This is a genomic window from Yokenella regensburgei, from assembly GCF_003634235.1.
Taxonomy (GTDB): Bacteria; Pseudomonadota; Gammaproteobacteria; order Enterobacterales; family Enterobacteriaceae; genus Yokenella; species Yokenella regensburgei.
The window spans coordinates 2,102,989-2,129,210 of record NZ_RBIZ01000003.1 but is presented as its reverse complement, the minus strand read 5'-3'; the positions used below and the strand labels follow the sequence as shown (position 1 = coordinate 2,129,210).

The 26,222-nt window shown below is 54.4% G+C and carries 26 protein-coding genes and 5 tRNA genes; 23 read left to right on the top strand and 8 right to left on the bottom strand.

What is annotated here, in order from left to right; translation table 11 throughout:
- Positions 1-14 precede the first annotated feature (14 nt).
- The 21 genes from odhB (at position 15) to pnuC (ending at position 15,781) form a co-directional block, all read left to right on the top strand.
- A complete protein-coding gene (odhB, locus tag C7387_RS10430; protein ID WP_120816627.1) occupies positions 15-1,235 on the top strand; it encodes a 2-oxoglutarate dehydrogenase complex dihydrolipoyllysine-residue succinyltransferase in 1,221 nt (406 codons plus the stop codon).
- Positions 1,236-1,317: 82 nt separating this feature from the next.
- Positions 1,318-2,484: an ADP-forming succinate--CoA ligase subunit beta gene (gene sucC, locus C7387_RS10425; protein WP_006819074.1), complete on the top strand. Its 1,167-nt coding sequence runs from the start codon at positions 1,318-1,320 to the stop codon at positions 2,482-2,484.
- Positions 2,484-3,353, top strand: coding sequence for a succinate--CoA ligase subunit alpha (gene sucD / locus C7387_RS10420; protein WP_006819075.1), 870 nt, complete (start codon positions 2,484-2,486; stop codon positions 3,351-3,353). The genes sucC and sucD overlap by 1 nt, the downstream gene beginning before the upstream one ends.
- A gap of 713 nt (positions 3,354-4,066) precedes the next feature.
- Positions 4,067-5,635, top strand: a complete 1,569-nt coding sequence (cydA, locus tag C7387_RS10415) for a cytochrome ubiquinol oxidase subunit I (RefSeq protein WP_038254818.1) — start codon at positions 4,067-4,069, stop codon at positions 5,633-5,635.
- A 15-nt stretch (positions 5,636-5,650) separates the two neighbouring features.
- Positions 5,651-6,790: a cytochrome d ubiquinol oxidase subunit II gene (cydB, locus tag C7387_RS10410; protein WP_006819077.1), complete on the top strand. Its 1,140-nt coding sequence runs from the start codon at positions 5,651-5,653 to the stop codon at positions 6,788-6,790.
- A gap of 14 nt (positions 6,791-6,804) precedes the next feature.
- Positions 6,805-6,909 (top strand): cytochrome bd-I oxidase subunit CydX, encoded by a 105-nt coding sequence (gene cydX / locus C7387_RS10405; RefSeq protein ID WP_006819078.1) that lies wholly within the window; start codon positions 6,805-6,807, stop codon positions 6,907-6,909.
- Entirely contained in the window at positions 6,909-7,202 is a 294-nt protein-coding gene (ybgE, locus tag C7387_RS10400; RefSeq protein ID WP_006819079.1) for a cyd operon protein YbgE, read from the top strand. Before cydX ends, ybgE begins: the two co-directional genes overlap by 1 nt.
- A gap of 148 nt (positions 7,203-7,350) precedes the next feature.
- A complete protein-coding gene (gene ybgC, locus C7387_RS10395) occupies positions 7,351-7,755 on the top strand; it encodes a tol-pal system-associated acyl-CoA thioesterase (RefSeq protein ID WP_120816626.1) in 405 nt (134 codons plus the stop codon).
- On the top strand, positions 7,752-8,444 hold the full coding sequence (gene tolQ, locus C7387_RS10390) for a Tol-Pal system protein TolQ (RefSeq protein WP_087943260.1): 693 nt from the start codon (positions 7,752-7,754) through the stop codon (positions 8,442-8,444). Before ybgC ends, tolQ begins: the two co-directional genes overlap by 4 nt.
- A 3-nt stretch (positions 8,445-8,447) precedes the next feature.
- A complete protein-coding gene (gene tolR / locus C7387_RS10385; protein WP_006819082.1) occupies positions 8,448-8,876 on the top strand; it encodes a colicin uptake protein TolR in 429 nt (142 codons plus the stop codon).
- Between the two features lie 40 nt (positions 8,877-8,916).
- Positions 8,917-10,188: a cell envelope integrity protein TolA gene (tolA, locus tag C7387_RS10380; protein ID WP_120816625.1), complete on the top strand. Its 1,272-nt coding sequence runs from the start codon at positions 8,917-8,919 to the stop codon at positions 10,186-10,188.
- Positions 10,189-10,320: 132 nt separating this feature from the next.
- Entirely contained in the window at positions 10,321-11,613 is a 1,293-nt protein-coding gene (gene tolB / locus C7387_RS10375) for a Tol-Pal system beta propeller repeat protein TolB (protein WP_038254821.1), read from the top strand.
- 33 nt (positions 11,614-11,646) lie between these two features.
- Positions 11,647-12,168 (top strand): peptidoglycan-associated lipoprotein Pal, encoded by a 522-nt coding sequence (pal, locus tag C7387_RS10370; RefSeq protein WP_006819085.1) that lies wholly within the window; start codon positions 11,647-11,649, stop codon positions 12,166-12,168.
- A gap of 9 nt (positions 12,169-12,177) precedes the next feature.
- Positions 12,178-12,981, top strand: a complete 804-nt coding sequence (cpoB, locus tag C7387_RS10365) for a cell division protein CpoB (RefSeq protein WP_120816624.1) — start codon at positions 12,178-12,180, stop codon at positions 12,979-12,981.
- Between the two features lie 161 nt (positions 12,982-13,142).
- Positions 13,143-13,218 (top strand) — tRNA-Lys (locus C7387_RS10360).
- Between the two features lie 36 nt (positions 13,219-13,254).
- Positions 13,255-13,330: transfer RNA gene (locus tag C7387_RS10355), tRNA-Val, on the top strand.
- A gap of 3 nt (positions 13,331-13,333) precedes the next feature.
- Positions 13,334-13,409, top strand: a tRNA-Lys gene (locus tag C7387_RS10350).
- 136 nt (positions 13,410-13,545) lie between these two features.
- Positions 13,546-13,621, top strand: a tRNA-Lys gene (locus tag C7387_RS10345).
- Positions 13,622-13,651: 30 nt separating this feature from the next.
- A tRNA-Lys gene (locus C7387_RS10340) sits at positions 13,652-13,727 on the top strand.
- A 235-nt stretch (positions 13,728-13,962) separates the two neighbouring features.
- Positions 13,963-15,003 (top strand): quinolinate synthase NadA, encoded by a 1,041-nt coding sequence (nadA, locus tag C7387_RS10335; RefSeq protein ID WP_120816623.1) that lies wholly within the window; start codon positions 13,963-13,965, stop codon positions 15,001-15,003.
- A gap of 58 nt (positions 15,004-15,061) precedes the next feature.
- Positions 15,062-15,781: a nicotinamide riboside transporter PnuC gene (gene pnuC, locus C7387_RS10330; RefSeq protein WP_006819089.1), complete on the top strand. Its 720-nt coding sequence runs from the start codon at positions 15,062-15,064 to the stop codon at positions 15,779-15,781.
- Here the strand turns inward: pnuC and zitB are convergent.
- Entirely contained in the window at positions 15,778-16,716 is a 939-nt protein-coding gene (zitB, locus tag C7387_RS10325) for a CDF family zinc transporter ZitB (RefSeq protein WP_120816622.1), read from the bottom strand. The two genes, pnuC and zitB, sit on opposite strands and share 4 nt — an antisense overlap.
- A gap of 212 nt (positions 16,717-16,928) precedes the next feature.
- On the opposite strand from zitB, the gene aroG reads away from it, so the two are divergent.
- Positions 16,929-17,981, top strand: coding sequence for a 3-deoxy-7-phosphoheptulonate synthase AroG (aroG, locus tag C7387_RS10320; protein ID WP_038258836.1), 1,053 nt, complete (start codon positions 16,929-16,931; stop codon positions 17,979-17,981).
- Between the two features lie 84 nt (positions 17,982-18,065).
- Here aroG and gpmA read toward each other — a convergent pair whose 3' ends face one another.
- From gpmA to modE, 7 genes are all read right to left on the bottom strand, one after another.
- Entirely contained in the window at positions 18,066-18,818 is a 753-nt protein-coding gene (gpmA, locus tag C7387_RS10315) for a 2,3-diphosphoglycerate-dependent phosphoglycerate mutase (protein ID WP_006819092.1), read from the bottom strand.
- A 207-nt stretch (positions 18,819-19,025) separates the two neighbouring features.
- Positions 19,026-20,066 carry a galactose-1-epimerase gene (galM, locus tag C7387_RS10310; RefSeq protein WP_120816621.1) on the bottom strand — a complete coding sequence of 347 codons (1,041 nt, stop codon included), beginning with the start codon at positions 20,064-20,066 and terminating at the stop codon, positions 19,026-19,028.
- Positions 20,056-21,207 (bottom strand): galactokinase, encoded by a 1,152-nt coding sequence (gene galK / locus C7387_RS10305; protein WP_006819094.1) that lies wholly within the window; start codon positions 21,205-21,207, stop codon positions 20,056-20,058. The genes galM and galK overlap by 11 nt, the downstream gene beginning before the upstream one ends.
- A 2-nt stretch (positions 21,208-21,209) precedes the next feature.
- Positions 21,210-22,256, bottom strand: a complete 1,047-nt coding sequence (galT, locus tag C7387_RS10300) for a galactose-1-phosphate uridylyltransferase (RefSeq protein WP_120816620.1) — start codon at positions 22,254-22,256, stop codon at positions 21,210-21,212.
- A 13-nt stretch (positions 22,257-22,269) separates the two neighbouring features.
- On the bottom strand, positions 22,270-23,286 hold the full coding sequence (galE, locus tag C7387_RS10295; protein WP_038258834.1) for a UDP-glucose 4-epimerase GalE: 1,017 nt from the start codon (positions 23,284-23,286) through the stop codon (positions 22,270-22,272).
- A 213-nt stretch (positions 23,287-23,499) separates the two neighbouring features.
- On the bottom strand, positions 23,500-24,969 hold the full coding sequence (gene modF / locus C7387_RS10290; protein WP_120816619.1) for a molybdate ABC transporter ATP-binding protein ModF: 1,470 nt from the start codon (positions 24,967-24,969) through the stop codon (positions 23,500-23,502).
- A gap of 76 nt (positions 24,970-25,045) precedes the next feature.
- On the bottom strand, positions 25,046-25,834 hold the full coding sequence (gene modE, locus C7387_RS10285) for a molybdenum-dependent transcriptional regulator (protein WP_120816618.1): 789 nt from the start codon (positions 25,832-25,834) through the stop codon (positions 25,046-25,048).
- Positions 25,835-25,972: 138 nt separating this feature from the next.
- On the opposite strand from modE, the gene C7387_RS10280 reads away from it, so the two are divergent.
- Positions 25,973-26,122 (top strand): AcrZ family multidrug efflux pump-associated protein, encoded by a 150-nt coding sequence (locus C7387_RS10280; protein ID WP_006819099.1) that lies wholly within the window; start codon positions 25,973-25,975, stop codon positions 26,120-26,122.
- Positions 26,123-26,222 lie beyond the last annotated feature (100 nt).

The following is a 26,222-nucleotide window of genomic DNA, read 5'->3' as shown; positions in this document are numbered from 1 at the left end:
TTAAAGGATAAATAATGAGTAGCGTAGATATTCTTGTTCCTGACCTGCCTGAATCCGTTGCCGATGCAACTGTTGCCACCTGGCATAAAAAGCCGGGCGATGCGGTAACCCGTGATGAAGTGCTGGTAGAAATCGAAACTGACAAAGTGGTACTGGAAGTACCGGCGTCGGCGGACGGTATTCTGGATGCGGTTCTGGAAGACGAAGGCACCACCGTGACTTCACGTCAGATCCTCGGTCGCCTGCGTGAAGGTAACAGCGCGGGTAAAGCCTCCAGTGCGAAAGTGGATGCTAAAGAGTCGACGCCGGCACAGCGCCAGCAGGCCTCTCTGGAAGAGCAGACTAACGATGCCCTGAGCCCGGCGATTCGTCGCCTGCTCGGCGAGCACAATCTCGAAGCCAGCGCGATTAAAGGCACTGGTGTCGGTGGCCGTCTGACGCGTGAAGATGTGGAAAAACATCTGGCGAGCGCCCCTGCGAAGAAAGAAAGCAAAGCACCGGCCGCTGCTGCTGCACCGGTTGCGCCGCTGACTGGCCGTTCTGAAAAACGCGTACCGATGACTCGTCTGCGTAAGCGTGTGGCTGAGCGTCTGCTGGAAGCGAAAAACTCCACCGCGATGCTGACCACCTTCAACGAAGTCAACATGAAGCCAATCATGGACCTGCGTAAGCAGTACGGTGATGCGTTCGAAAAACGCCACGGTATCCGTCTGGGCTTTATGTCCTTCTACGTGAAAGCGGTTGTTGAAGCGCTGAAACGCTACCCGGAAGTGAACGCTTCTATCGATGGCGACGATGTGGTGTACCACAACTACTTCGATGTCAGCATGGCGGTATCTACCCCGCGCGGCCTGGTAACCCCGGTTCTGCGTGACGTTGATCTGCTGGGTATGGCCGACATCGAGAAAAATATCAAAGAGCTGGCGGTGAAAGGCCGTGACGGCAAACTGACTGTAGAAGACCTGACCGGTGGTAACTTCACCATTACCAACGGCGGCGTGTTCGGTTCCCTGATGTCTACCCCAATCATCAACCCGCCGCAGAGCGCCATCCTCGGGATGCACGCGATCAAAGACCGACCGATGGCGGTGAATGGTCAGGTCGTGATCCTGCCGATGATGTATCTGGCGCTGTCCTACGATCACCGTCTGATCGACGGCCGCGAGTCCGTAGGCTTCCTGGTGGCCATTAAAGAGCTGCTGGAAGACCCGACTCGTCTGCTGCTGGACGTGTAGTTTCTCTGTATCACCTGTCCTCCAGGCCGTCCGCGGCCTGGAGGTAAAATGATAACGATTATCTGAAAAGTGGATAGAACGCATGAACTTACATGAATACCAGGCAAAACAACTGTTTGCCCGCTACGGTTTACCTGCTCCGGTCGGCTACGCTTGTACCACCCCGCGCGAAGCTGAAGAAGCCGCGTCTAAAATTGGTACCGGCCCATGGGTTGTTAAATGTCAGGTTCACGCTGGTGGCCGCGGTAAAGCTGGCGGTGTGAAGGTCGTTAAGAGCAAAGAAGAGATCCGTGCTTTTGCTGAGCACTGGCTGGGCAAACGCCTGGTGACCTACCAGACAGATGCGAACGGCCAGCCGGTTCACCAGATCCTGGTAGAAGCTGCGACCGATATCGATAAAGAACTGTACCTGGGCGCCGTTGTTGACCGTAGCTCTCGTCGCGTAGTGTTCATGGCGTCTACCGAAGGTGGCGTGGAAATCGAAAAAGTGGCGGAAGAAACGCCGCACCTGATCCACAAAGTTGCTCTGGATCCGCTGACTGGCCCGATGCCGTACCAGGGTCGTGAGCTGGCGTTCAAACTGGGTCTGGAAGGTAAGCAGGTTCAGCAGTTCACCAAAATTTTCATGGGTCTGGCGAACATCTTCCTTGAGCGCGATCTGGCGCTGATCGAAATCAACCCGCTGGTGATCACCCGTCAGGGCGACCTTATCTGCCTCGATGGCAAACTGGGTGCTGACGGCAACGCCCTGTTCCGCCAGCCGGAACTGCGTGAAATGCGCGACCAGTCTCAGGAAGATCCGCGCGAAGCGCAGGCTGCGCAGTGGGAACTGAACTACGTTGCGCTCGACGGCAACATCGGCTGCATGGTTAACGGTGCGGGCCTGGCAATGGGCACCATGGACATCGTTAAACTGCACGGTGGCGAACCGGCAAACTTCCTCGACGTGGGCGGCGGCGCAACCAAAGAGCGCGTGACCGAAGCGTTCAAAATCATCCTCTCCGATGACAATGTGAAAGCCGTTCTGGTTAACATCTTCGGCGGCATCGTGCGCTGCGACCTGATCGCAGACGGTATTATCGGTGCAGTAGAAGAAGTGGGCGTTAACGTGCCGGTAGTGGTGCGTCTGGAAGGTAACAACGCCGAACTGGGTGCGAAAAAACTGGCTGACAGCGGCCTGAATATTATTGCAGCGAAAAGTCTGACGGATGCCGCTCAGCAGGTAGTTGCCGCAGTGGAGGGGAAATAATGTCCATTTTAATCGATAAAAACACCAAGGTTATCTGCCAGGGCTTCACTGGTAGCCAGGGGACGTTCCACTCCGAGCAGGCGATCGCTTACGGTACTCAGATGGTTGGCGGTGTAACGCCAGGCAAAGGCGGCACCACGCATCTCGGCCTGCCGGTGTTCAACACCGTGCGTGAAGCCGTAGAAACCACCGGCGCTACTGCGACCGTTATCTATGTTCCGGCTCCGTTCTGCAAAGATTCCATCCTCGAAGCTATCGATGCGGGCATCAAACTGATTATCACGATCACTGAAGGTATCCCGACGCTGGATATGCTGACCGTGAAAATGAAGCTGGACGAAGCCGGTGTGCGCATGATCGGCCCGAACTGCCCAGGCGTTATCACCCCGGGCGCGTGCAAAATCGGTATCATGCCGGGCCACATTCATAAGCCGGGCAAAGTGGGTATCGTTTCCCGTTCCGGTACGCTGACCTATGAAGCAGTGAAACAGACCACCGACTACGGCTTTGGTCAGTCTACCTGTGTCGGTATCGGCGGTGACCCGATCCCAGGCTCTAACTTCATCGATATCCTGAAACTGTTCCAGGAAGATCCGCAGACCGAAGCGATTGTCATGATCGGTGAGATTGGCGGTAGCGCGGAAGAAGAAGCGGCAGCCTACATCAAAGATCACGTGACCAAACCGGTGGTTGGCTACATCGCTGGTGTTACCGCGCCGAAAGGCAAGCGTATGGGCCACGCGGGTGCCATCATCGCCGGTGGTAAAGGTACCGCTGATGAGAAATTCGCAGCACTTGAAGCGGCCGGTGTGAAAACCGTCCGTAGCCTCGCTGATATCGGCGAAGCACTGAAATCCATCATTGGGTAATCCTCTCTGCTCCCCGAGCGGGGAGCTTTATATGTCCGATTTCGACATGGTTGGCCGCTGCAAAGCGGCCTTTTTTATGCCTGAAATATACGCAGTGTGTTAATTTTTAAGGTTATTAAAGTAAATTAAATGTAATAAACAGCGCTGTCGGTGAAGCATGTGGAAAATTACACTGAACGCACTACGATTATTTAGATCGGTGACCGCGATTTCTCAGGGCTGCAACAGGTAAACAAAAATGACGCGGGATACTATTTTCACCTTAATTAGTAACCACGCATATCACGCAATGAACATGTTTTTAACATCAAATTTACCATGACTTATTAATCACATACACAATTAACAATGTGATGTAAAATTGATTTAAATCAACATGTAATCCTTGGAAAAAACATAGCAATAGCGTTAAATTGTCGCAGATCAAACTGGTCGGAATGTAGCATTTTAGCTATAAATTGATCACTGTCGAAAAACGTAAATCTAATACAATAAAAACCTGTTTATTGTAAGGACTTTGCGGCGTAATATAATCGAGGGATCAATTTGGGTTTTTTCTTAACGTATTTGTAACTTTTGCTCATGGCCGTTTCCTCTTATGTCGAAACAGCAACGGGGCAGGGGAGCAAATAAATTTGTATTGGGGCATGTGTTTGAACCTTCTCTAACGAGGTTCAATCTCGGAGTCTTCATGCGATGAGCAAGGAGTCATGATGTTAGATATAGTCGAACTGTCGCGCTTACAGTTTGCCTTGACCGCGATGTACCACTTCCTGTTTGTGCCACTAACGCTCGGTATGGCGTTCCTGCTGGCCATCATGGAAACGGTCTACGTCCTTTCCGGCAAACAGATTTATAAAGATATGACAAAATTCTGGGGCAAGTTGTTTGGTATCAACTTTGCTCTGGGGGTTGCCACCGGTTTGACCATGGAGTTCCAGTTCGGGACTAACTGGTCTTACTACTCTCACTATGTAGGGGACATCTTCGGTGCGCCGCTGGCCATTGAAGGTTTGATGGCTTTCTTCCTCGAATCCACCTTTGTAGGTCTGTTCTTCTTCGGTTGGGACCGTCTGGGTAAAGTCCAGCACATGGCGGTAACCTGGCTGGTTGCACTGGGCTCCAACCTTTCTGCGTTGTGGATCCTTGTGGCAAACGGCTGGATGCAGAACCCTATCGCATCGGATTTCAACTTCGAAACCATGCGTATGGAAATGGTCAGCTTTGCTGAACTGGTTCTGAACCCGGTTGCTCAGGTTAAATTCGTTCACACCGTGGCTTCTGGCTACGTCTGCGGCGCGATGTTTGTACTGGGCATCAGCTCTTACTACATGCTGCGCGGTCGTGACTTCGCCTTCGCAAAACGCTCCTTTGCTATCGCTGCAAGCTTCGGCATGGCGGCAATCCTCTCCGTTATCGTACTGGGTGATGAATCCGGTTACGAAATGGGTGACGTGCAGAAAACCAAACTGGCTGCTATCGAAGCGGAATGGGAAACCCAACCGGCTCCGGCATCCTTTACGCTGTTTGGTATTCCTGACCAGGATGCACAGAAAAACCACTTCCAGATCCAGATCCCGTATGCACTGGGCATCATTGCTACCCGCTCCGTCGACAAGCAGGTTACTGGCCTGAAAGAACTGATGGTGCAGCATGAAGAACGTATCCGTAACGGTATGAAAGCCTATGCGCTGCTCGAGCAGCTGCGTTCCGGCTCTACCGATCAGGCGGTGCGTGACCAGTTCAACCATGTGAAGAAAGATCTGGGTTACGGTCTGCTGCTGAAACGCTATACCCCGAACGTCTCTGACGCGACGGAAGCCCAAATCCAGCAGGCAACAAAAGACTCTATCCCGCGTGTTGCACCGCTGTACTTCGCCTTCCGTATCATGGTGGCGTGTGGTGTGCTGATGCTGTTGATTATCGCAGCCTCCTTCTGGACGGTGATTCGTAACGGCATTGGTAAGAAAAAATGGCTGCTGCGTGTTGCGATGTACTCGATTCCGCTGCCGTGGATTGCTATTGAATCAGGCTGGTTTGTTGCAGAGTACGGCCGTCAGCCGTGGGCGATTGGTGAGGTGTTACCTACCGCGGTGGCGAACTCGTCACTGACGGCAGGCGATCTCATCTTCTCAATGGTGCTGATTTGCGGTCTGTATACCCTGTTCCTGGTGGCTGAACTGTTCCTGATGTTCAAGTTCGCGCGCCTCGGCCCGAGCAGCCTGAAAACCGGTCGCTATCACTACGAGCAGTCCACTGCGACTACTCAGCCGGCACGCTAAGACAGGAGTCGTCAAATGATCGATTATGAAGTATTGCGTTTTATCTGGTGGCTGCTGATCGGTATTCTGCTGATTGGTTTTGCGGTCGCTGATGGCTTCGACATGGGGGTGGGCATGCTCACCCGTTTCCTCGGTCGCAATGACACCGAGCGTCGAATCATGATTAACTCTATCGCTCCGCACTGGGACGGTAACCAGGTGTGGCTCATCACCGCCGGCGGCGCGCTGTTTGCTGCCTGGCCGATGGTCTACGCCGCTGCGTTCTCCGGCTTCTATGTGGCGATGGTGCTGGTGCTGGCCGCGTTGTTCTTCCGTCCGGTAGGTTTCGACTACCGTTCCAAGATTGAAGACACCCGCTGGCGTAACATGTGGGACTGGGGCATCTTCGTAGGTAGCTTTGTGCCGCCGCTGGTTATCGGCGTGGCCTTCGGCAACCTGCTGCAGGGTGTACCGTTCCACGTAGACGAGTACATGCGTCTGTACTACACCGGCAACTTCTTCCAACTGCTGAACCCGTTCGGCCTGCTGGCGGGTATCGTCAGTGCGGCGATGATCCTGACTCAGGGCGCGACCTATCTGCAGATGCGTACCGTGGGCGAACTGCACCTGCGTACTCGTACTACCTCGCAGGTTGCTGCACTGGTTACCCTGGTGTGCTTCGCCCTGGCGGGCGTCTGGGTGTACTACGGTATCGATGGTTATGTGATCAAGTCTGCGATGGATCATACCGCGCCGTCTAATCCGCTGACCAAAGAAGTGGTGCGTGAAGCGGGTGCCTGGATGACCAACTTCAACAACATCCCGGCGCTGTGGGCTATTCCTGCACTGGGCGTGGTGTTGCCGCTGCTGACTATTCTGTGTACTAAAGCAGATAAAGGTGCGTGGGCATTCCTGTTCTCCTCGCTGACTCTGGCCTGCATCATTCTGACCGCTGGTATCGCGATGTTCCCGTTCGTGATGCCTTCAAGCACGATGATGAACGCGAGCCTGACCATGTGGGATGCAACGTCCAGCCAGCTGACGCTGAACCTGATGACCTATGTTGCTGCGGTGTTCGTACCGATTATTCTTGCCTACACCACCTGGTGTTACTGGAAGATGTTCGGTCGTATCACTAAGCAAGACATTGAAAGCAACACCCACTCTCTGTACTAAGTAAGGAGCAAAATATGTGGTACTTCGCATGGATTTTGGGGACGCTTCTGGCTTGCGCCTTTGGGATAATCACTGCACTGGCCCTCGAACACGTTGAGGCAGGGCAGAAAGAGAGCTGATGAATAAGATTATCGCAACTCTGTATGCGGTAATGGACAAGGGCCCGTTAAGGGCCCTTTCCTTACTGATGGCGCTGGTGCTGGCGGGGTGCATTTTCTGGGACCCGTCACGCTTTGCGGCAAAGACCAGTGAACTTGAAATCTGGCACGGTTTTCTGCTGATGTGGGCCGTCTGTGCCGGTGTGATTCACGGCGTTGGCTTCCGTCCGAAAGCTGTACTTTGGCAGGGCATTTTCTGCCCGTTGCTCGCCGATCTCGTTCTGCTCGCCGGTCTGCTATTCTTTTTCGCCTGATTAAGAATGTTCCTTTAATGATATGGGCTTGCGTAAGCCCATAAAAATTTACTCTCCGTTTACCTACACCCATTCCAAACCCTCTTGACCGCGCGTATAGTAGCGAAGTTTGAAAGCTCTAAACTTTTTTGCATTACCGGGATGTAAAGTGAACACAACGCTATTTCGATGGCCGGTACGCGTCTACTATGAAGACACGGATGCCGGTGGTGTGGTTTACCACGCCAGCTATGTTGCTTTCTATGAAAGAGCACGGACCGAGATGCTGCGCCACCATCACTTTAGCCAGCAGGTTCTGTTGGCGGAGCGCGTAGCCTTCGTGGTACGCAAAATGACGCTGGAGTATTTTGTACCCGCCAGACTCGACGACATGCTCGAAGTCCAAACGGAAATAACATCGATGCGTGGCACCTCGCTGGTTTTCACGCAGCGCATCGTCAACGCGGAGAATCAGGTGCTGAACGAGGCTGAGGTTCTGATTGTCTGTGTTGATCCACTCATAATGAAGCCTCGTGCGCTTCCCAAGTCTATTGTCGCGGAGTTTAAGCAGTGACTGACATGAATATCCTTGATTTGTTCCTGAAGGCTAGCCTTCTGGTTAAACTTATCATGTTGATTTTGATTGGTTTTTCAATCGCATCCTGGGCCATCATCATCCAGCGTACGCGCATTCTTAATGCAGCAGGACGTGAGGCTGAGGCGTTTGAAGACAAGTTCTGGTCCGGTATCGAACTTTCCCGTCTGTATCAGGAAAGTCAGGGGCGTCGCGATAATCTGACCGGTTCCGAGCAGATCTTCTATAGCGGCTTTAAAGAGTTTGCCCGACTACACCGGGCGAACAGCCATGCACCGGAAGCGATTGTCGAAGGGGCTTCGCGTGCGATGCGTATCTCCATGAATCGCGAGCTCGAAACCCTGGAAAACCATATTCCGTTCCTCGGCACCGTGGGTTCTATCAGCCCGTATATCGGTCTGTTTGGTACCGTGTGGGGGATCATGCACGCCTTTATCGCGCTGGGTGCGGTAAAACAGGCCACTCTGCAGATGGTTGCACCGGGCATCGCCGAAGCGCTGATCGCAACGGCTATCGGTCTGTTTGCGGCGATCCCTGCTGTTATGGCGTACAACCGCCTTAACCAGCGAGTGAACAAGCTGGAACTGAACTACGACAACTTTATGGAAGAGTTCACCGCGATTCTGCATCGTCAGGCGTTTACCACTAGCGAGAGCAACAAGGGGTAATCCATGGCCAGAGCACGTGGACGCGGACGTCGCGAACTGAAGTCCGAGATCAACATCGTTCCGCTGCTGGATGTGTTGTTGGTGTTGCTGCTTATCTTTATGGCGACGGCACCAATTATCACTCAGAGCGTTGAGGTTGATCTGCCGGATGCAACGGATTCGCAAACGGTCAGCAGTAATGACGAACCGCCGGTGATCGTTGAGGTTTCCGGGGTAGGGCAGTACAGCGTGAACGTTGGTCAGGAGAAGATGCCGCAGCTGCCGCCTGAGCAGGTTGTAGCCGAAGCGCAGCGTCGTCTGCAGGCGAATCCGAAAACGGTCTTCTTGATCGGTGGCGCAAAAGATGTGCCGTACGATGAAATTATTAAAGCGCTGAACCTGTTACACAGTGCTGGTGTTAAATCTGTTGGTCTGATGACGCAGCCGATTTGATCCGCATTCACAACAGGTACATAGTTTTTGGGAACCGATAGTGTCGAAGGCAACCGAACAAAACGACAAGCTAAAACGCGCGATCATCATTTCAGTTGTGCTGCATATCATTCTGATCGCACTGCTGATCTGGAGTTCGTTCGATGAGCATATAGATGCTTCCGCAGGCGGTGGTGGTGGTTCGTCCATTGACGCGGTCATGGTTGATCCTGGTGCGGTTGTTCAGAACTACAACCGTCAGCAGCAGCAACAGGCCAGCGCCAAACGCGCGGAAGAGCAGCGTGAAAAACAGGCGCAACAGCAGGCGGAAGAGATGCGCGAGCAGCAGGCCGCCGAGCAGGAACGTCTGAAGCAGATGGAAAAAGAGCGTCTGCAGGCGCAGCAGGATGCGAAGCAGGCCCAGGAAGAAGCAAAACAGGCGCAGAAGCAGGCGGAAGAAACCGCTGCGAAAGCGGCTGCCGATGCTAAAGCCAAAGCCGATGCTGAAGCAAAAGCTGCGGCTGAAGCCGCGAAAAAAGCCGCTGCTGATGCACAGAAAAAAGCGGAAGCCGATGCCGCCAAAGCGGCTGCGCTGGCGAAGAAAGCGGCTGAAGTAGAAGCTGCCAAAGCCGCTGCTGACGCCCAGAAGAAAGCCGAAGCAGAAGCCGCGAAAAAAGCGCAGCAGGATGCCGAGAAGAAGGCTGCTGCTGAGGCGGCGAAGAAGGCTGTGGCAGAAAAAGCCGCAGCTGAGAAAGCTGCCGCTGCTGAAAAAGCCGCTGAGAAGGCGGCCGCTAAAGCCGCTGCCGCAGAAAAAGCCGCCGCCGAAAAAGCTGCCGCAGATAAAGCTGCTGCCGCTGAGAAGGCCGCTGCGGATAAGGCTGCCAAAGCCGCTGCCGCGAAGAAAGCTGCTGCAGCGAAGAAGGCGGCTGCAGCCGAAGCCTCTGGCGTTGACGACCTGCTGGGCGATCTTAGCTCAGGTAAGAATGCGCCGAAAACCGGTGGCGGAGCAAAAGGAAACCATGCTTCTCCAGCGGGAAGTGGTAACACTAAGAATAATGGCGCTTCCGGGGCAGATATCAGCAACTATGCGGGGCAGATTAAATCGGCAATTGAAAGCCGTTTCTACGACTCCTCGTCATATGCAGGTAAGGTTTGTACGCTCAGAATTAAACTGGCACCAGATGGCATGTTGTTAGATATTCAGTCTGAAGGCGGCGACCCGGCACTGTGTAGCGCAGCGTTGGCAGCAGCACGACAGGCGAAGATCCCGAAACCGCCTTCACAGGCAGTTTACGAAGTCTTTAAAAACGCACCGCTGGACTTCAAACCTTAAGTGGCATTTTCCCCGTGCAAACGGGGAAAAACAAACTACGGTAGTCTCAGGGTTTTGGTAGTTTTGTGTATTTGAGTTTGTTAACATTCTGCTAAATTATCGTGGGCTTTCCGCCTGGATAAGGGAGATATGATGAAGCAGGCATTACGAGTAGCGTTAAGTTTTCTGATGCTGTGGGCGGCAGTGCTGCACGCAGAAGTACGTATCGAGATTACCCAAGGGGTGGACTCGGCACGCCCAATCGGCGTTGCGCCTTTTAAATGGGCGGGCCCGGGTGCGGCACCTGAAGATATCGGCGGCATTGTTGCAGCCGACCTGCGCAACAGCGGCAAGTTTAACCCGCTGGATCGTTCTCGTCTGCCACAGCAGCCGGGTTCCGCACAGGAAGTTCAGCCAGCTGCCTGGTCTGCGCTGGGTATCGATGCTGTTGTGGTAGGGCAGGTTACGCCTAACCCGGATGGCTCATATACCGTTGCCTATCAACTGGTCGACACCGGTGGTGCTCCGGGAACCGTGCTGGCACAGAACTCTTACAAAGTGAACAAGCAATGGCTGCGTTATGCCGGCCATACTGCCAGTGACGAAGTGTTCGAGAAGCTGACCGGTATCAAAGGGGCGTTCCGTACCCGTATCGCCTACGTCGTTCAGACCAACGGCGGTCAGTTCCCGTATGAACTGCGCGTCTCTGACTACGATGGTTACAACCAGTTTGTGGTTCACCGTTCACCGCAGCCGCTGATGTCACCGGCATGGTCTCCGGATGGTTCTAAACTGGCTTACGTTACCTTCGAAAGCGGTCGCTCTGCGCTGGTTATCCAGACGCTGGCCAACGGCGCTGTGCGTCAGGTTGCTTCTTTCCCGCAGCACAACGGTGCACCGTCATTCTCTCCGGATGGCAGCAAACTGGCGTTTGCCCTGTCTAAAACCGGTAGCCTGAACCTGTACGTGATGGATATCGGCTCTGGCCAGATCCGTCAGGTGACCAACGGTCGCAGCAACAACACCGAACCAAGCTGGTTCCCGGACAGTCAGACCCTGGCCTTCACTTCTGACCAGGCCGGTCGTCCGCAGGTGTATAAAGTTGGTATTAACGGCGGCGCTCCGCAGCGTATTTCCTGGGAAGGTAATCAGAACCAGGACGCAGACGTGAGTTCTGACGGTAAATTTATGGTAATGGTGAGCTCGGCCAACGGTCAGCAACACATTGCCAAACAAGATCTGGTAGCGGGTGGCGTACAAGTTCTGTCGTCAACGTTCCTGGATGAAACGCCAAGTCTGGCACCTAACGGCACTATGGTTATCTACAGCTCTTCTCAGGGGATGGGATCCGTGCTGAATCTGGTTTCTACAGATGGGCGTTTCAAAGCGCGTCTTCCGGCGACTGATGGACAGGTCAAATTCCCTGCCTGGTCTCCGTATCTGTGATAATAAATAATTAGTTATATAGGAATCAAAGAAATGCAACTGAACAAAGTGCTGAAAGGACTGATGCTGGCTCTGCCGGTTATGGCAATCGCAGCGTGTTCTTCTAACAAGAACGCCAGCAACGACCAGAGCGGCGAAGGCATGATGGGTGCCGGCACTGGTATGGATGCTAACGGCAACGGTAACATGTCTTCTGAAGAGCAAGCTCGTCTGCAGATGCAGCAGCTGCAGCAGAACAACATCGTTTACTTTGGTCTGGACAAGTATGACGTGAGCTCTGAGTTCGCGGCAATGCTGGATGCGCACGCTAACTTCCTGCGTAGCAACCCGTCCTACAAAGTTACCGTTGAAGGTCATGCTGACGAACGTGGTACTCCGGAGTACAACATCGCCCTGGGCGAACGTCGTGCTAACGCGGTTAAAATGTACCTGCAGGGTAAAGGCGTTTCAGCTGACCAGATCTCCATCGTTTCTTACGGTAAAGAAAAACCTGCAGTACTGGGTCATGACGAAGCGGCTTACGCTAAAAACCGTCGTGCCGTACTGGTTTACTAAGAGAATTGCATGAGCAGTAACTTCAGACATCACCTGTTGAGTCTGTCGTTACTGGTTGGCATAGCGGCCCCCTGGGCCGCTTTTGCTCAGGCGCCAATCAGTAGTGTCGGCTCAGGCTCGGTCGAGGACCGTGTCACCCAACTCGAGCGTATTTCTAATGCTCACAGCCAGCTTTTGACCCAACTCCAGCAACAACTCTCTGATAACCAGGCCGATATTGACTCACTCCGTGGACAAATCCAGGAGAGCCAGTACCAGCTGAATCAGGTCGTTGAGCGCCAGAAGCAGATCTTGCTGCAGATGGACAGCCTCAGCAGCGGCGGTGCTGCCGCAGCGCAGGCTGGTCAGACGGGGGGAGATCAGTCCGCAAGTGCAACGGCGACGAATGCGGCTCCAGCAGCGTCTGCTGCCACGAGCGGCGCTCCAACCCAGAGCGGCGATGCGAACACCGACTACAATGCGGCTATCGCACTGGTGAAGGATCCTGCTCGTCAGGATGATGCTATTGCGGCATTTCAGAGCTTCGTCAAAAAATACCCAGATTCGACGTATCAGCCGAACGCCAATTACTGGCTCGGTCAGCTGAATTACAATAAGGGTAAAAAAGACGATGCGGCGTTTTATTTCGCTTCGGTGGTGAAAAACTATCCGAAGTCGCCGAAGGCCGCTGATGCGATGTATAAAGTCGGCGTGATCATGCAGGACAAAGGGGATAGCGCGAAAGCGAAAGCCGTCTACCAGCAGGTAGTCAGCAAATATCCCGGCACCGAAGGTGCTAAACAGGCGCAGAAACGTCTCGGATCGATGCAATGATGACGACATGACCAGGAATCGTGTTATTTCTGGTCGTGTCGCATGAATCATAAGCAGTTAAGTTCCCTTCAATGAAATTTATGTTGCGCTGAAATCTGAAATCAGTAATATATGCCGCCGTTGCCAAGGGATATCAAACATCCCAAAAGCCGCGAGATAGTGGGTCGTTAGCTCAGTTGGTAGAGCAGTTGACTTTTAATCAATTGGTCGCAGGTTCGAATCCTGCACGACCCACCACTAACTTAGTTAGTAAGAAGTATCCAGCGCAGTATCGGGTGATTAGCTCAGCTGGGAGAGCACCTCCCTTACAAGGAGGGGGTCGGCGGTTCGATCCCGTCATCACCCACCACTCGGGTCGTTAGCTCAGTTGGTAGAGCAGTTGACTTTTAATCAATTGGTCGCAGGTTCGAATCCTGCACGACCCACCAATTTAACATCGCACTCGATGTTGAACGTGAAGGATAACGTTGCAAAGCAACGGCCCGTAGGGCGAGCAAAGCGAGTCATCCTGCACGACCCACCAATTTTATTGGTTCCGAGTGAAATTTCAGGCGACACCCAAATGGGTCGTTAGCTCAGTTGGTAGAGCAGTTGACTTTTAATCAATTGGTCGCAGGTTCGAATCCTGCACGACCCACCAGCCTGAAAAATTTGTAGTACATCCCGAAAGGGGTCGTTAGCTCAGTTGGTAGAGCAGTTGACTTTTAATCAATTGGTCGCAGGTTCGAATCCTGCACGACCCACCAGTGTGAAAAAGCGCCCTAAAGGCGCTTTTTTGCTTTTCTGCGTTTACCTTCCACTACTTTTCCTGATGCGCTACCCGTATTCTGCCTGGCCAGCTTCGCCGTGGGGGCAAATACCGCACGACATCCTGGCTGAAATCCGCTATCTTGTTTAGCATATAAAACACATTGGCCGTCATTAGTCGCTGTGATGCGAACATAACGGCATTTTGTTAAGCGTGTAAAACGAGACTGCATTATGAGCGTAATGTTCTTTCCAGAAACGGCCATCTATCCATTTCCGCCGAAGCCTACTCCCCTGAATCCGGTAGAAAAAGCGTTTTACCGCGATAAAATCAAACGCTTGCTGAAAGAGCGCAATGCTGTGATGGTGGCTCACTACTACACTGACCCGGAAATTCAACAACTGGCGGAAGAGACCGGCGGCTGTATTTCCGATTCGCTGGAGATGGCGCGTTTTGGCGCAAAGCATCCGGCGACAACGCTGCTGGTTGCGGGTGTTCGCTTTATGGGCGAAACGGCGAAAATCCTCAGTCCAGAAAAAACGATTCTGATGCCAACCTTGCAGGCAGAGTGCTCACTGGATCTCGGATGCCCAATAACTGAGTTCAATGCCTTTTGCGATGCGCACCCGGATCGCACCGTAGTGGTGTACGCCAATACTTCAGCGGCGGTAAAAGCAAGAGCGGACTGGGTAGTGACTTCCAGCATTGCCGTGGAGCTGATTGAGCATCTCGACAGCCAGGGCAAAAAAATTCTCTGGGCACCGGATCGCCATTTAGGAAGCTACGTGCAAAAGCAGACCGGGGCGGACGTGCTGTGCTGGCAGGGGGCGTGTATTGTACACGACGAATTTAAAACTCAGGCGCTCACCCGAATGAAAGGACTGTATCCGGACGCTGCCGTGCTGGTGCACCCTGAATCACCGCAGTCGATTGTCGATATGGCGGATGCCGTGGGCTCCACCAGCCAGTTAATTGCTGCGGCAAAGACCCTGCCGCACCAGCGACTGATTGTCGCGACCGATCGTGGGATCTTCTACAAAATGCAGCAGGCGGTACCGGACAAAGAGCTGCTGGAAGCACCGACGGCTGGCGAAGGGGCAACGTGCCGCAGCTGTGCACATTGCCCATGGATGGCCATGAACGGCCTGCAGGCGATTGCTGAAGGGCTGGAGCGCGGTGGGGCAGCCCATGAGATTCATGTTGATGCAGCGCTGCGTGAGGGGGCGTTAATTCCGCTTAACCGGATGCTCGACTTTGCGGCTACACTACGTTAATAACTGACTATGTTTATGATGTATTGCAGTATTAGCGCTCGACCTTGCGGAGTAAAAAATGGATTTCTTTAGCACGCAAAATATTCTGGTACACATCCCTGTCGGGGCCGGCGGCTATGATCTGTCGTGGATTGAAGCGGTAGGGACGATAGCAGGTCTGCTGTGCATCTGGCTGGCAAGCCTTGAGAAGATAAGCAACTACGCGTTTGGCCTGATAAACGTGACGCTGTTTGCCATTATCTTCTTCCAGATCCAGCTGTATGCCAGCCTGCTGTTACAGCTTTTCTTTTTTGCCGCCAATATCTATGGCTGGTACGCCTGGTCGCGGCAAACCAGCCAACACGAGGCAGAGCTGCAAATCCGCTGGTTGCCGTTGCCGAAGGCGATTACCTGGTTTGTCGCCTGCGTGGTGGCCATTGGGTTGATGACCGCGTTTATCGATCCGGTATTTGCCTTCCTGACCCGAATTGCCGTCACCATTATGCAGACGCTGGGCCTTAGCGTAACGATGCCAGAGCTACAGCCCGATGCTTTCCCGTTCTGGGATTCCTGCATGATGGTGTTGTCGATTGCGGCGATGATCCTGATGACCCGTAAGTATGTGGAAAACTGGCTGCTGTGGGTCATCATTAACGTCATCAGCGTGGTGATTTTTGCCCGCCAGGGTGTGTACGCGATGTCGCTGGAATATCTGTTGCTGACCTTTATTGCACTCAACGGTAGCCGGATGTGGATTAAGAGCGCGCGTGAGCGTGGCTCTCGCGCGCTTTCCAGCTAGTGGTGGTGGTGATGGCCCGGTCCGGCTTGCGTCTCGTTGAGGTGGCACTCCGGGCCGTTACAGGGCTGGTACTCCATTTGAATGGTGGCGTGCTCAATCTGGTAGTGATGCTCCAGAAAATGCTGGATGCGGCCAAGCAGCGCATCGTGGTCGTGCGGCGGCACGACCTGCACATGTAAGGTCATCACCGGTTTTTCACCAACCTGCCAGAGGTGCACATGGTGTACGTCGCGTACCTCCGGCAGCGTGCGGTTGAGGTTACGCTTGAGTTCCTCAACATCGATCGCCCGTGGCGCACCTTCCAGCAATTCGTTAACACTCTCTTTCAGTAATTGCCACGCGCTCCGCAGCACCAGGCAGGAGACCAGCACCGAAAGAATCGGGTCGATGGGTGTCCAGCCGGTCAGAATAATGACAATCGCGGCAGCAATCGCCCCCACGGAACCGAGCAAATCCCCCAGTGCGTGCAGCGCGGCGGCACGCACGTTCAAGTTTTTCTCTTCGCTTCCCCGATGCAGGATCCAGAATGCCACCAGGTTCGCTAACAGCCCGGCTACGGCAATGACCATCATGGTAGCGCCTGCAACGGGCTGTGGGTGATTAAAGCGCTGAACAGCTTCCCAGACGATAAGAATGGTGATGACTACCAGCGCAATGGCATTCACAAACGCAGCAAGCGTGGTTAAGCGCAACCAGCCGAAGGTGTGGCGGGTGTTCGGCGGGCGTCTTGCAAACTGCACGGCAAGCAGTGCAAAGAGCAGCGCGGCGGCATCTGTCAGCATGTGTCCTGCATCGGCAAGCAGCGCCAGTGAGCCGGAGACGAAGCCGCCAATCACCTCAATGATCATAAACCCGGCGGTAATGCCGAATGCCAGCAGCAGGCGGCGAGCGTTACCGTCCTGCGGAAGCGGGGAGTGCGAATGGGAGTGCGCCATAGTGTCGTCCTGTTATTGTTGACGTTATGCCTGATATCATTGCAGATCTTTTCGGGTTGCGCATACAAATAAGGCTCACCGTTCAGGAGCCTGAAACGGCTACGAAGAAATAATCCCGCTGCTGTGTAAAAGGCGGTTTACACTTCCTTAATCACAAGTTAGATTGAAAGGATTGCATTCACTCCCATAAGTATGGCAGCACTGGAACGAACATGAATTATCAGAACGACGATTTACGCATCAAAGAGATCAATGAGTTATTACCTCCAGTAGCACTCCTTGAAAAATTCCCCGCCACTGAAAACGCCGCTAACACGGTCTCTCATGCCCGCAAAGCGATCCACAAGATCCTTAAAGGTAACGACGACCGTCTGCTGGTGGTGATTGGTCCATGCTCCATTCACGATCCGGCGGCGGCGAAAGAGTATGCTGCTCGTCTGCAGGCATTACGTGAAGAGCTGAAGGACGAGCTGGAAATCGTCATGCGCGTTTACTTTGAAAAACCGCGCACAACCGTGGGCTGGAAGGGGCTGATTAACGATCCGCACATGGATAACAGCTTCCAGATCAACGATGGTCTGCGGATCGCCCGTAAATTGCTGCTCGAAATCAACGACAGCGGCTTGCCTGCTGCCGGTGAATTCCTCGATATGATCACCCCGCAGTATCTGGCCGATTTGATGAGCTGGGGTGCCATTGGCGCGCGTACTACAGAATCTCAGGTGCACCGCGAGCTGTCATCCGGCCTTTCCTGCCCGGTTGGGTTCAAAAATGGCACCGACGGCACTATTAAGGTCGCGATTGACGCCATCAATGCGGCCGGTGCACCGCACTGCTTCCTGTCCGTGACCAAATGGGGCCATTCGGCGATTGTGAATACCAGCGGTAACGGCGACTGCCACATCATTCTGCGCGGCGGTAAAACCCCGAACTACAGCGCGAAGCACGTGGCAGAAGTTAAAGAAGGGCTGGAAAAAGCCGGTCTGACTCCGCAGGTAATGATCGACTTCAGCCATGCAAACTCCAGCAAGCAGTTTAAAAAGCAGATGGACGTAGCAGAAGACGTGTGTGGTCAAATCGCTGGCGGTGAGAACGCGATCATCGGCGTGATGATTGAAAGCCACCTGGTAGAAGGTAACCAGAATCTGGAAGGTGCTGAGCCGCTGGTTTACGGCAAGAGCGTTACCGACGCCTGCATCGGCTGGGACGACTCCGACAAGGTGCTGCGTATGCTGGCGAACGCGGTGAAAGCGCGTCGCGGTTAAGTGCATTATTACGCCTGCTGTGCACAGGTCAGGCAAATAAAAAAGCGTGGGAGATCCCACGCTTTTTTTGTTTCGAAGTAACGATTACTTCGCTTTACCCTGGTTTGCTACGGCAGCCGCTTTTGCTGCGATTTCGTCGGCATTACCCAGGTAGTAGTGTTTGATAGGTTTGAAGTTCTCGTCGAACTCATATACCAGCGGTACGCCGGTCGGGATATTCAGCTCGAGGATCTCGGCTTCGCCCATGTTGTCGAGGTATTTTACCAGCGCACGCAGGGAGTTACCGTGAGCGGCAATGATGACGCGCTCACCGCTTTTCAGACGCGGCAGAATGGTTTCGTTCCAGTATGGCACAACGCGGTCGATGGTCAGCGCCAGGCTCTCGGTGGTTGGCAGCTCTTTGTCGCTCAGCTTTGCGTAGCGCGGGTCGTGGCCCGGATAGCGCTCGTCGTCTTTGGTCAGCTCCGGCGGAGTTACCGCGAAGCCACGACGCCACTGTTTTACCTGCTCGTCGCCGTATTTTTCAGCGGTCTCTGCTTTATTGAGGCCCTGCAGCGCACCGTAGTGACGCTCGTTCAGTTTCCAGGATTTCTCAACCGGCAGCCAGGCTTGATCCAGTTCGTCCAGCACGTTCCACAGGGTGTGGATGGCACGTTTCAGCACAGAGGTATAAGCAAAATCAAAGCTGAAGCCTTCTTCTTTCAGAAGTTTACCGGCAGCTTTTGCTTCGCCTACGCCTTTCTCGGACAGATCAACGTCATACCAACCGGTGAAGCGGTTTTCATTGTTCCACTGGCTTTCGCCGTGGCGAACCAGAACCAGCTTAGTTACAGCCATATCCTACTCCTCAAGCTATTATTTTGAATGATAACAATTCTCATTATATTGCCCGGCGAACGCCCGCAGCAACGCTTATCCCTAACCATAGCGAAAATAGTGTGCGAGTGTAAGCTGCTTGTGAACTGGCGGTTGTGTTTTTGTCTGTGAGTGGCGCTATTTTCGACAATGCGAATAAAAAAAAGCCCTCTGTAAAGAGGGCTTCTGTTACTTAGCAATAAACTGGTAATCCGTCACGCTAACGTATTCTTCTCCAGGGCGGAGAACGCAGTCTGGCTGCGGCCATTCCGGGTGGTTAGGGCTGTCGGGCAGAAACTCGCTTTCCAGCGCCAGACCTTGCCAGTCCTCGTAGTGCTCAGAACCCCTGGCCGGGGTGCCGCTGAGGTAATTGCCCGAGTAAAACTGCAGCGCCGGAGCGGTCGTATAGACGCTCAGCTGCAGCTTCTCGTCCTGCGACCAGAGCTGTGCGGCCGGCTGATGCAGACTGCCATGTACTGAAAGCAGGAAGGCATGATCGTAACCCTTCACCTGCTGCTGATCGTGATCACTCAGAAAATCACGCGCGATGGTTTTCGCCTGGCGGAAATCAAAGCTGGTGTCCTGCGCGGCTTTTAAACCTTCACGCGGGATCCCGGCGGAATCGACCGGCAGGTAGCGATCGGCGAAGATCTGCAGTTTGTGCTGACGCACGTCGCTTTGCGTACCATCGAGGTTGAAGTAAACATGGTTGGTCATGTTGACCGGGCACGGTTTATCAACGGTGGCGCGATAGGTAATTGAGATGCGGTTATCATCGGTCAGGCGATAGTGCGCCGTTGCGCTGAGGTTTCCCGGAAAACCCTGATCGCCATCGGCTGATTCCAGCGCGAACAGCACTTCAGTATCGTTCTGGCTGACAATCTGCCAACGGCGTTTGTCAAAGCCTTCCGGGCCGCCATGCAGCTGGTTTACGCCCTGGCTCGGTAGCAGGGTGACCGTTTCACCTTCGAACGTGTAGCGGCTGTCGGCGATGCGGTTGGCGTAACGACCCACGGAGGCGCCGAGAAAAGCGGCCTGGTCGGTATATTGTTCCGGACTGGCGCAGCCCAGCAGCGCTTCGCGGACGCTACCATCAGAAAGCGGTACACGTGCGGAAAGCAACGTGGCGCCCCAGTCCATTACGGTGACCACCATCCCTGCGCTATTGTGTAGAGTCAGCAGGCGAAAGGGCAGGCCATCGGGGGCCTGCGCCGGAGTTTCATTCAGCACGGCCAGCTCCTTGTGACGGTTTGCAGACGTAGAAGGTCTCTTTAATGCCGGTTTTGGCTTCATACTGTTCGGCAACGGCTTTCTGCACCGTATCGACCATTGTTTCCGGCACCAGCGCGACCACGCAGCCGCCGAAGCCACCGCCGGTCATACGCACGCCGCCCCGGTCGCCAATAGCGGCTTTCACTATTTCGACCAGCGTATCGATTTGCGGTACGGTGATTTCAAAATCATCGCGCATGGACGCGTGAGACTCCGCCATCAGCACACCCATACGTTTGAGATCGCCTTTCTCCAGCGCCGTTGCTGCTTCTACGGTGCGCGCGTTTTCCGTCAGAATATGACGAACGCGTTTGGCTACCAGCGGATCCAGCTCGTGGGCCACGGCGTTAAACTGTTCGAGCGTTACATCGCGCAGTGCCGGTTGCTGGAAGAAACGTGCACCGGTTTCGCACTGCTGGCGACGGGTGTTGTACTCGCTGCCAACCAGCGTACGTTTGAAGTTGCTGTTGATGATAACCACGGCAACGCCTTCCGGCATGGAAACGGCTTTGCTGCCAAGAGAGCGGCAGTCAATCAGCAGGGCGTGGTCTTTTTTCCCTAACGCTGAGATCAGCTGATCCATGATGCCGCAGTTGCAGCCGACAAACTGGTTTTCGGCTTCCTGACCGTTCAGAGCTATCTGCGTGCCGTCGAGCGGCAGATGATACAACTGCTGGAATACGGTGCCGACCGCCACTTCAAGCGAGGCAGAGGAGCTCAGGCCCGCGCCCTGCGGCACGTTACCGCTGATCACAAGGTCTGCGCCGCCGAAGCTGTTGTTGCGTTGCTGCAGATGTTTCACCACGCCACGCACGTAGTTGGACCACTGCTGGGTGTCGTGGGCGACGATCGGCTTATCGAGTGAGAACTCATCCGTCTGGTTGTCGTAGTCGGCGGCGATAACGCGCACAATACGGTCGTTACGGGCAGCGCTGCTGATAACCGTCTGATAATCAATGGCGCAGGGCAGAACGAAGCCGTCGTTGTAGTCGGTGTGTTCGCCAATCAGATTGACGCGGCCAGGGGCCTGGATTGTAAGAGTTGCAGGGTAGCCGAAAATTTCGGCAAACAGGGATTGGGTTTTATCTTTCAGACTCATTGTTATTCTCCGGACTCGCGAAAATGAATATCGCTGACGGCACGCAGACGTTCAGCCGCCTGTTCTGCCGTGAGATCGCGCTGGGTTTCCGCCAGCATTTCATAACCGACCATAAATTTACGCACGGTGGCCGAGCGTAACAACGGCGGGTAGAAATGGGCGTGCAGTTGCCAGTGCGCGTGGCTGTCATTGTTAAACGGTGCGCCGTGCCAGCCCATCGAGTAGGGGAAAGAGCACTGGAACAGGTTGTCGTAGCGGCTGGTCAGCTTTTTCAACGCCAGGGCAAGGTCGCTGCGCTGCGCGTCGGTGAGTTCGGTGATGCGCAGGACGTGCGCTTTCGGCAGCAGCAGGGTCTCAAATGGCCAGGCTGCCCAGTAGGGCACCACCGCCAGCCAGTGTTCGGTTTCCACTACCGTACGACTACCGTCTGCCAGCTCACGCTGCACGTAGTCGAACAGCATTGGTGTGCCGTGCTGCTGGTGGTACTCGCGCTGTAGACGGTCTTCGCGCTCCACTTCGTTCGGCAGGAAGCTATTGGCCCACACCTGGCCGTGTGGGTGAGGGTTGGAGCACCCCATCGCCGCGCCTTTGTTTTCAAAAACCTGCACCCACGGCCAGGTTTCCCCCAGCTCGGCGGTTTGCTGCTGCCAGGTTTTAACTACTTCTTCCAGCGCACTGAGGCTCAGTTCCGGCAGCGTTTTACTGTGGTCGGGAGAGAAGCAGATCACGCGGCTGGTACCACGTGCGCTCTGGCAGCGCATAAGCGGGTCATCGCTTTCTGGCGCTGCTGGCGTATCCGTCATCAGCGCCGCAAAGTCGTTAGTGAAAACATAGGTACCCGGATAATCCGGATTCTCATCACCCGTGACACGCGTATTGCCCGGACACAGAAAGCAGTCGGGATCGTGGTTCGGCAGCGTTTGCTTCGCTGGCGTTTCCTGCGCCCCCTGCCAGGGACGCTTCGCGCGGTGCGGGGAAACGAGGATCCACTGACCCGTCAGCGGGTTAAAGCGACGGTGCGGGTGATCGACGGGATTAAAGTGCTCCATTACGTTCGGTTCCTTAGTCTGAATAGCCCTGAGGATGACGGGACTGCCAGTGCCAGGTGTCCTGCGCCATTTGCTCAAGGTTGCGGGTCACGCGCCAGTTCAGCTCCTGGTCTGCTTTTGTGGCATCAGCCCAGTAAGCAGGCAGGTCGCCGTCGCGACGCGGTGCGAAATGGTAATTCACCGGTTTGCCGCAGGCTTTACTGAATGCGTTCACGACGTCCAGTACGCTGCTGCCCACTCCGGCGCCAAGGTTGTAGATATGTACGCCCGGTTTCCCGGCCAGTTTTTCCATGGCGGCCACGTGGCCATCGGCGAGATCCATCACGTGGATGTAGTCACGCACGCCGGTGCCGTCTTCTGTCGGGTAGTCGTTGCCGAAAATGGCTAAAGATTCACGGCGGCCAACCGCCACCTGGGCGATATACGGCATCAGGTTATTCGGGATACCCTGCGGATCTTCCCCCATATCTCCCGATGGATGTGCGCCAACCGGGTTGAAGTAACGCAGCAGGGCGATGCTCCAGTCTGGCTGTGCCTTTTGCAGATCGGTCAGGATCTGCTCTACCATCAGTTTGCTTTTGCCGTAAGGGCTTTGCGGGGTGCCGGTCGGGAAGCTCTCTACGTATGGGATCTTCGGCTGGTCGCCGTAGACGGTCGCGGAGGAGCTAAAAATGAAGTTCTTAACGTTTGCCGCACGCATAGCGGCAATTAGTCGCAGAGTGCCGTTGACGTTGTTGTCATAATACTCGAGGGGTTTGGCGACGGATTCGCCCACCGCTTTCAGACCGGCGAAATGAATCACCGTATCAATCGCGTGATCGTGCAGAATCTCCGTCATCAGAGCTTCATTGCGAATATCACCCTCAACAAACGTGGCGCTTTTACCACTCAGGCGCTCAATCACCGGCAAGACGCTGCGCTTACTGTTACACAGATTATCAAGAATGATGACGTCATGACCCTGTTGCAGCAGCTGCACGCAGGTATGGCTTCCTATGTAACCGCTACCACCCGTTACCAGTACTCTCATGATTCGCTCCATTAGGCATATGGTATGTTAAAATCCTAGCATAACAGAGAAGTCAAAAGTGTGACATGGGATATATTAGTGGAATCGTTTACACTAAATTTACCAACGCTTGTAGCAGAGATTTTCTCATTATAAAACAAGGTATAGAGGGGAGAGAGATGCCCTTTATCTGAAAAACGGAGGCGAGATACCTCCGTGGTGTCGTGCCGTAAGTTAACGCTGGCCGATAGCGTAGCGGTAGTTGTTACCTTCAGGGACGAACTCAAGCCGATGGGTGATACACTCCGGCGCGTCTTCGGCGTGATGAGAGACAAACAGCAGCTGCGTTTTTCCTTCGCCAATCAGTACATCCACAAAGCGACGTACCAGCAGGCGGTTGAGTGGATCGAGCCCTTGTAACGGTTCGTCCAGAATCAGCAACGTTGGGTGTTTGACCAGCGCACGGACGATAAGCGCCAGCCGCTGCTGTCCCCACGACAGGCTATGGAACGGCGCGTCGGCGGTACGTTTATCCATCCCAAGGATCGCAAGCCAGCGCTGTACCAGCTTTTGCTGTTGATCGGAAACGGCCTGATAAATGCCGATAGAATCAAAGTAGCCCGATAAAATAACGTTACGCACCGTCGTACTCACCCGGTAATCAAGATGCAGGCTGCTGCTGACATAACCAATGTGTTTTTTGATATCCCAGATGGTTTCTCCGCTGCCGCGACGGCGCCCGAACAGGGTTAAATCATTGCTGTAACCCTGGGGATGATCGCCGGTCACCAGGCTCAGCAGCGTCGATTTTCCGGCACCGTTAGGGCCAACAATCTGCCAGTGTTCACCGGGGTTAACCTGCCAGCTAAGGTGGTTGAGGATCGGGCGATCGTCGTACGAGACCACGCCATCATTTAGCACAATACGCGGGGCATTATCCGGGAGCGACAGGCGTGCTGCGGGCGCATCGGGCTCGGGCAGAGTGATACCATCGAGCTTCTCACTGTGCGCCAGCTGTGCGACCAGCGCCTGCTCCAGCAGCGCCTTTTTCTCACCGGCTTCGCTAAGCGTGCAATCTGCCAGCACACCAGCCTGCGGAACAAATTCAGGAATTTCATCAAAGCGGTTGAGCACCAGCACGAGGGTATAACCCTCATTGTTCAGTGCTTCCAGCAGCAGGGCGAGCTGCCGACGGGAGGCAACGTCCAGACCGTCAAAAGGTTCATCGAGGATCAGCAGGTCGGGCTCGGACATCAGCGCCTGACAGAGCAGCGTTTTACGGGTTTCGCCGGTGGAGAGGTACTTAAAGCGGCGATTCAACAGGCTTGTAATACCGAAACGTTCAGCCAGCAGCGCGCAGCGCTCGGGGGAGTGAATATCCTCCTGAATAATCTCGGCGGCGGTGCGCCCGGTATCCTCTTCACCGGGACTCAGCAGGTCGGTGTTATTGCGCTGCCACTCATCGCTGACCAGCTTCTGTAACTGCTCAAACGACAGGCGGGTGACCCGGTTAAAGGTTGATTCACGTGAACCAGAAAGCAGGGGGAGCTCTCCGGCCAGCGCCCGCGCCAGCGCTGATTTGCCGCTGCCGTTGCTGCCAACAAACGCCCAGCTTTCGCCAGCGCGCAGGCTCAGGTTATCGATTTTCAGCGTTCTGGTATCGCTAAGGCGAAACGTGCCTTGCAAAATCTGCAATGATGACATGATGTATCCCGATTTTTGCATCTGTAGCCACAGGGATACGTTTTCCGCCAAACATTGTCAATGGCGGGTCAGTGCATCAGCATAACGTGGCGATGATGGCGCGATCGGCGTTGAAATATGCTGTGACCTCGGCGCCTTCCTGCAGATCCTGCGCATGTTCGCGGGGGATAGTCGCGCACAGGGTCTGGCCGTCCGGCAGGGTCATCAGGACTTCGCACTGCTCCTCGCCGCACTCGATATGGCTGATACGGCCAGCCAGTTGGTTGTCAGCATGAGCGGCTTCCTGCTTGTTCTGCGTGATACCCACCCATGGCGCTTTCAGCAGCACCAGCACCTCTTTACCTTCTTCAATGGCCAGACGTTCGCTGCTGCGCGCCGTTAACGCAACTTTAAGGCGTGTACTGCCGTCGGCCAGTAGCACCTCGACGTGTTGCTGAACCTGGCTATGATCCCGTGCGGTTACGGTGCCAAACCACTGGTTACGGGCGCTGGTCTGTAGGGAAAAGCGGGAAATGGCCGCCAACAGGCTATCAAGCGGCAGGGCATCGTCGTCGCTCAGGACATCGAACGCTTTTTGCTGAATTTGGGCCAGCAGATCGTAGAGCTGGATAAGCCGTTGACCGTAGCGCGTCAGCACCGCGCCACCGCCGCCTTTGCCGCCGGTGGCTCTGTCTACCAGGGATTGCTCGCTTAGCTGGTTCATCTCGTTGATGGCATCCCAGGCACTCTTGTAGCTGATGCCGGCATTCTTCGCGCCCTGGCTGATAGAGCCGGTCAGTTCTATTTGCTTGAGCAACGCAATACGGCGCGGATCGGCAAAGAGGCGTTGCTGCAGTTTAAGTGTCAGAAGAATTTCGGCTTGCATAACAAAATCCTGGTTAACCGGATGAGAAAGGGCATTGTCACTCATTTGCGGGCACGGTCAAAGCCTACCGCACAAAACGGAGGTGTTTTTTGCGAATATCGCGTTAAAATAGCCTAATCACAATGTCTGGAGTCGACCATGTTAGAGTTATTGAAAAGCCTGGTATTTGCCGTAATCATGGTTCCCGTGGTGATGGCTATCATCCTGGGGCTGATCTACGGTCTTGGTGAAGTGTTTAACGTCTTTTCTAACGTTGGCCATAAAGACCGCCCCCATCAGAATCACTGATTACCAGAACACCCGGCTATGCCGGGTGTTTTACATTTAAGTTCCCGCCTTTTTTGCCGATAATCATCACATTACCCACAATGCGGTAGCGCGCGGCGCT

Coding starts and splice junctions, on each gene's coding strand:
- odhB (WP_120816627.1), top strand. CDS start 15: ATGAGTAGCGTAGATATTCTTGTTCCTGACCTGCCTGAATCCGTTGCC.
- sucC (WP_006819074.1), top strand. CDS start 1,318: ATGAACTTACATGAATACCAGGCAAAACAACTGTTTGCCCGCTACGGT.
- sucD (WP_006819075.1), top strand. CDS start 2,484: ATGTCCATTTTAATCGATAAAAACACCAAGGTTATCTGCCAGGGCTTC.
- cydA (WP_038254818.1), top strand. CDS start 4,067: ATGTTAGATATAGTCGAACTGTCGCGCTTACAGTTTGCCTTGACCGCG.
- cydB (WP_006819077.1), top strand. CDS start 5,651: ATGATCGATTATGAAGTATTGCGTTTTATCTGGTGGCTGCTGATCGGT.
- cydX (WP_006819078.1), top strand. CDS start 6,805: ATGTGGTACTTCGCATGGATTTTGGGGACGCTTCTGGCTTGCGCCTTT.
- ybgE (WP_006819079.1), top strand. CDS start 6,909: ATGAATAAGATTATCGCAACTCTGTATGCGGTAATGGACAAGGGCCCG.
- tolR (WP_006819082.1), top strand. CDS start 8,448: ATGGCCAGAGCACGTGGACGCGGACGTCGCGAACTGAAGTCCGAGATC.
- tolB (WP_038254821.1), top strand. CDS start 10,321: ATGAAGCAGGCATTACGAGTAGCGTTAAGTTTTCTGATGCTGTGGGCG.
- pal (WP_006819085.1), top strand. CDS start 11,647: ATGCAACTGAACAAAGTGCTGAAAGGACTGATGCTGGCTCTGCCGGTT.
- cpoB (WP_120816624.1), top strand. CDS start 12,178: ATGAGCAGTAACTTCAGACATCACCTGTTGAGTCTGTCGTTACTGGTT.
- nadA (WP_120816623.1), top strand. CDS start 13,963: ATGAGCGTAATGTTCTTTCCAGAAACGGCCATCTATCCATTTCCGCCG.
- pnuC (WP_006819089.1), top strand. CDS start 15,062: ATGGATTTCTTTAGCACGCAAAATATTCTGGTACACATCCCTGTCGGG.
- zitB (WP_120816622.1), bottom strand. CDS start 16,716: ATGGCGCACTCCCATTCGCACTCCCCGCTTCCGCAGGACGGTAACGCT.
- aroG (WP_038258836.1), top strand. CDS start 16,929: ATGAATTATCAGAACGACGATTTACGCATCAAAGAGATCAATGAGTTA.
- gpmA (WP_006819092.1), bottom strand. CDS start 18,818: ATGGCTGTAACTAAGCTGGTTCTGGTTCGCCACGGCGAAAGCCAGTGG.
- galK (WP_006819094.1), bottom strand. CDS start 21,207: ATGAGTCTGAAAGATAAAACCCAATCCCTGTTTGCCGAAATTTTCGGC.
- galT (WP_120816620.1), bottom strand. CDS start 22,256: ATGGAGCACTTTAATCCCGTCGATCACCCGCACCGTCGCTTTAACCCG.
- galE (WP_038258834.1), bottom strand. CDS start 23,286: ATGAGAGTACTGGTAACGGGTGGTAGCGGTTACATAGGAAGCCATACC.
- modF (WP_120816619.1), bottom strand. CDS start 24,969: ATGTCATCATTGCAGATTTTGCAAGGCACGTTTCGCCTTAGCGATACC.
- modE (WP_120816618.1), bottom strand. CDS start 25,834: ATGCAAGCCGAAATTCTTCTGACACTTAAACTGCAGCAACGCCTCTTT.
- C7387_RS10280 (WP_006819099.1), top strand. CDS start 25,973: ATGTTAGAGTTATTGAAAAGCCTGGTATTTGCCGTAATCATGGTTCCC.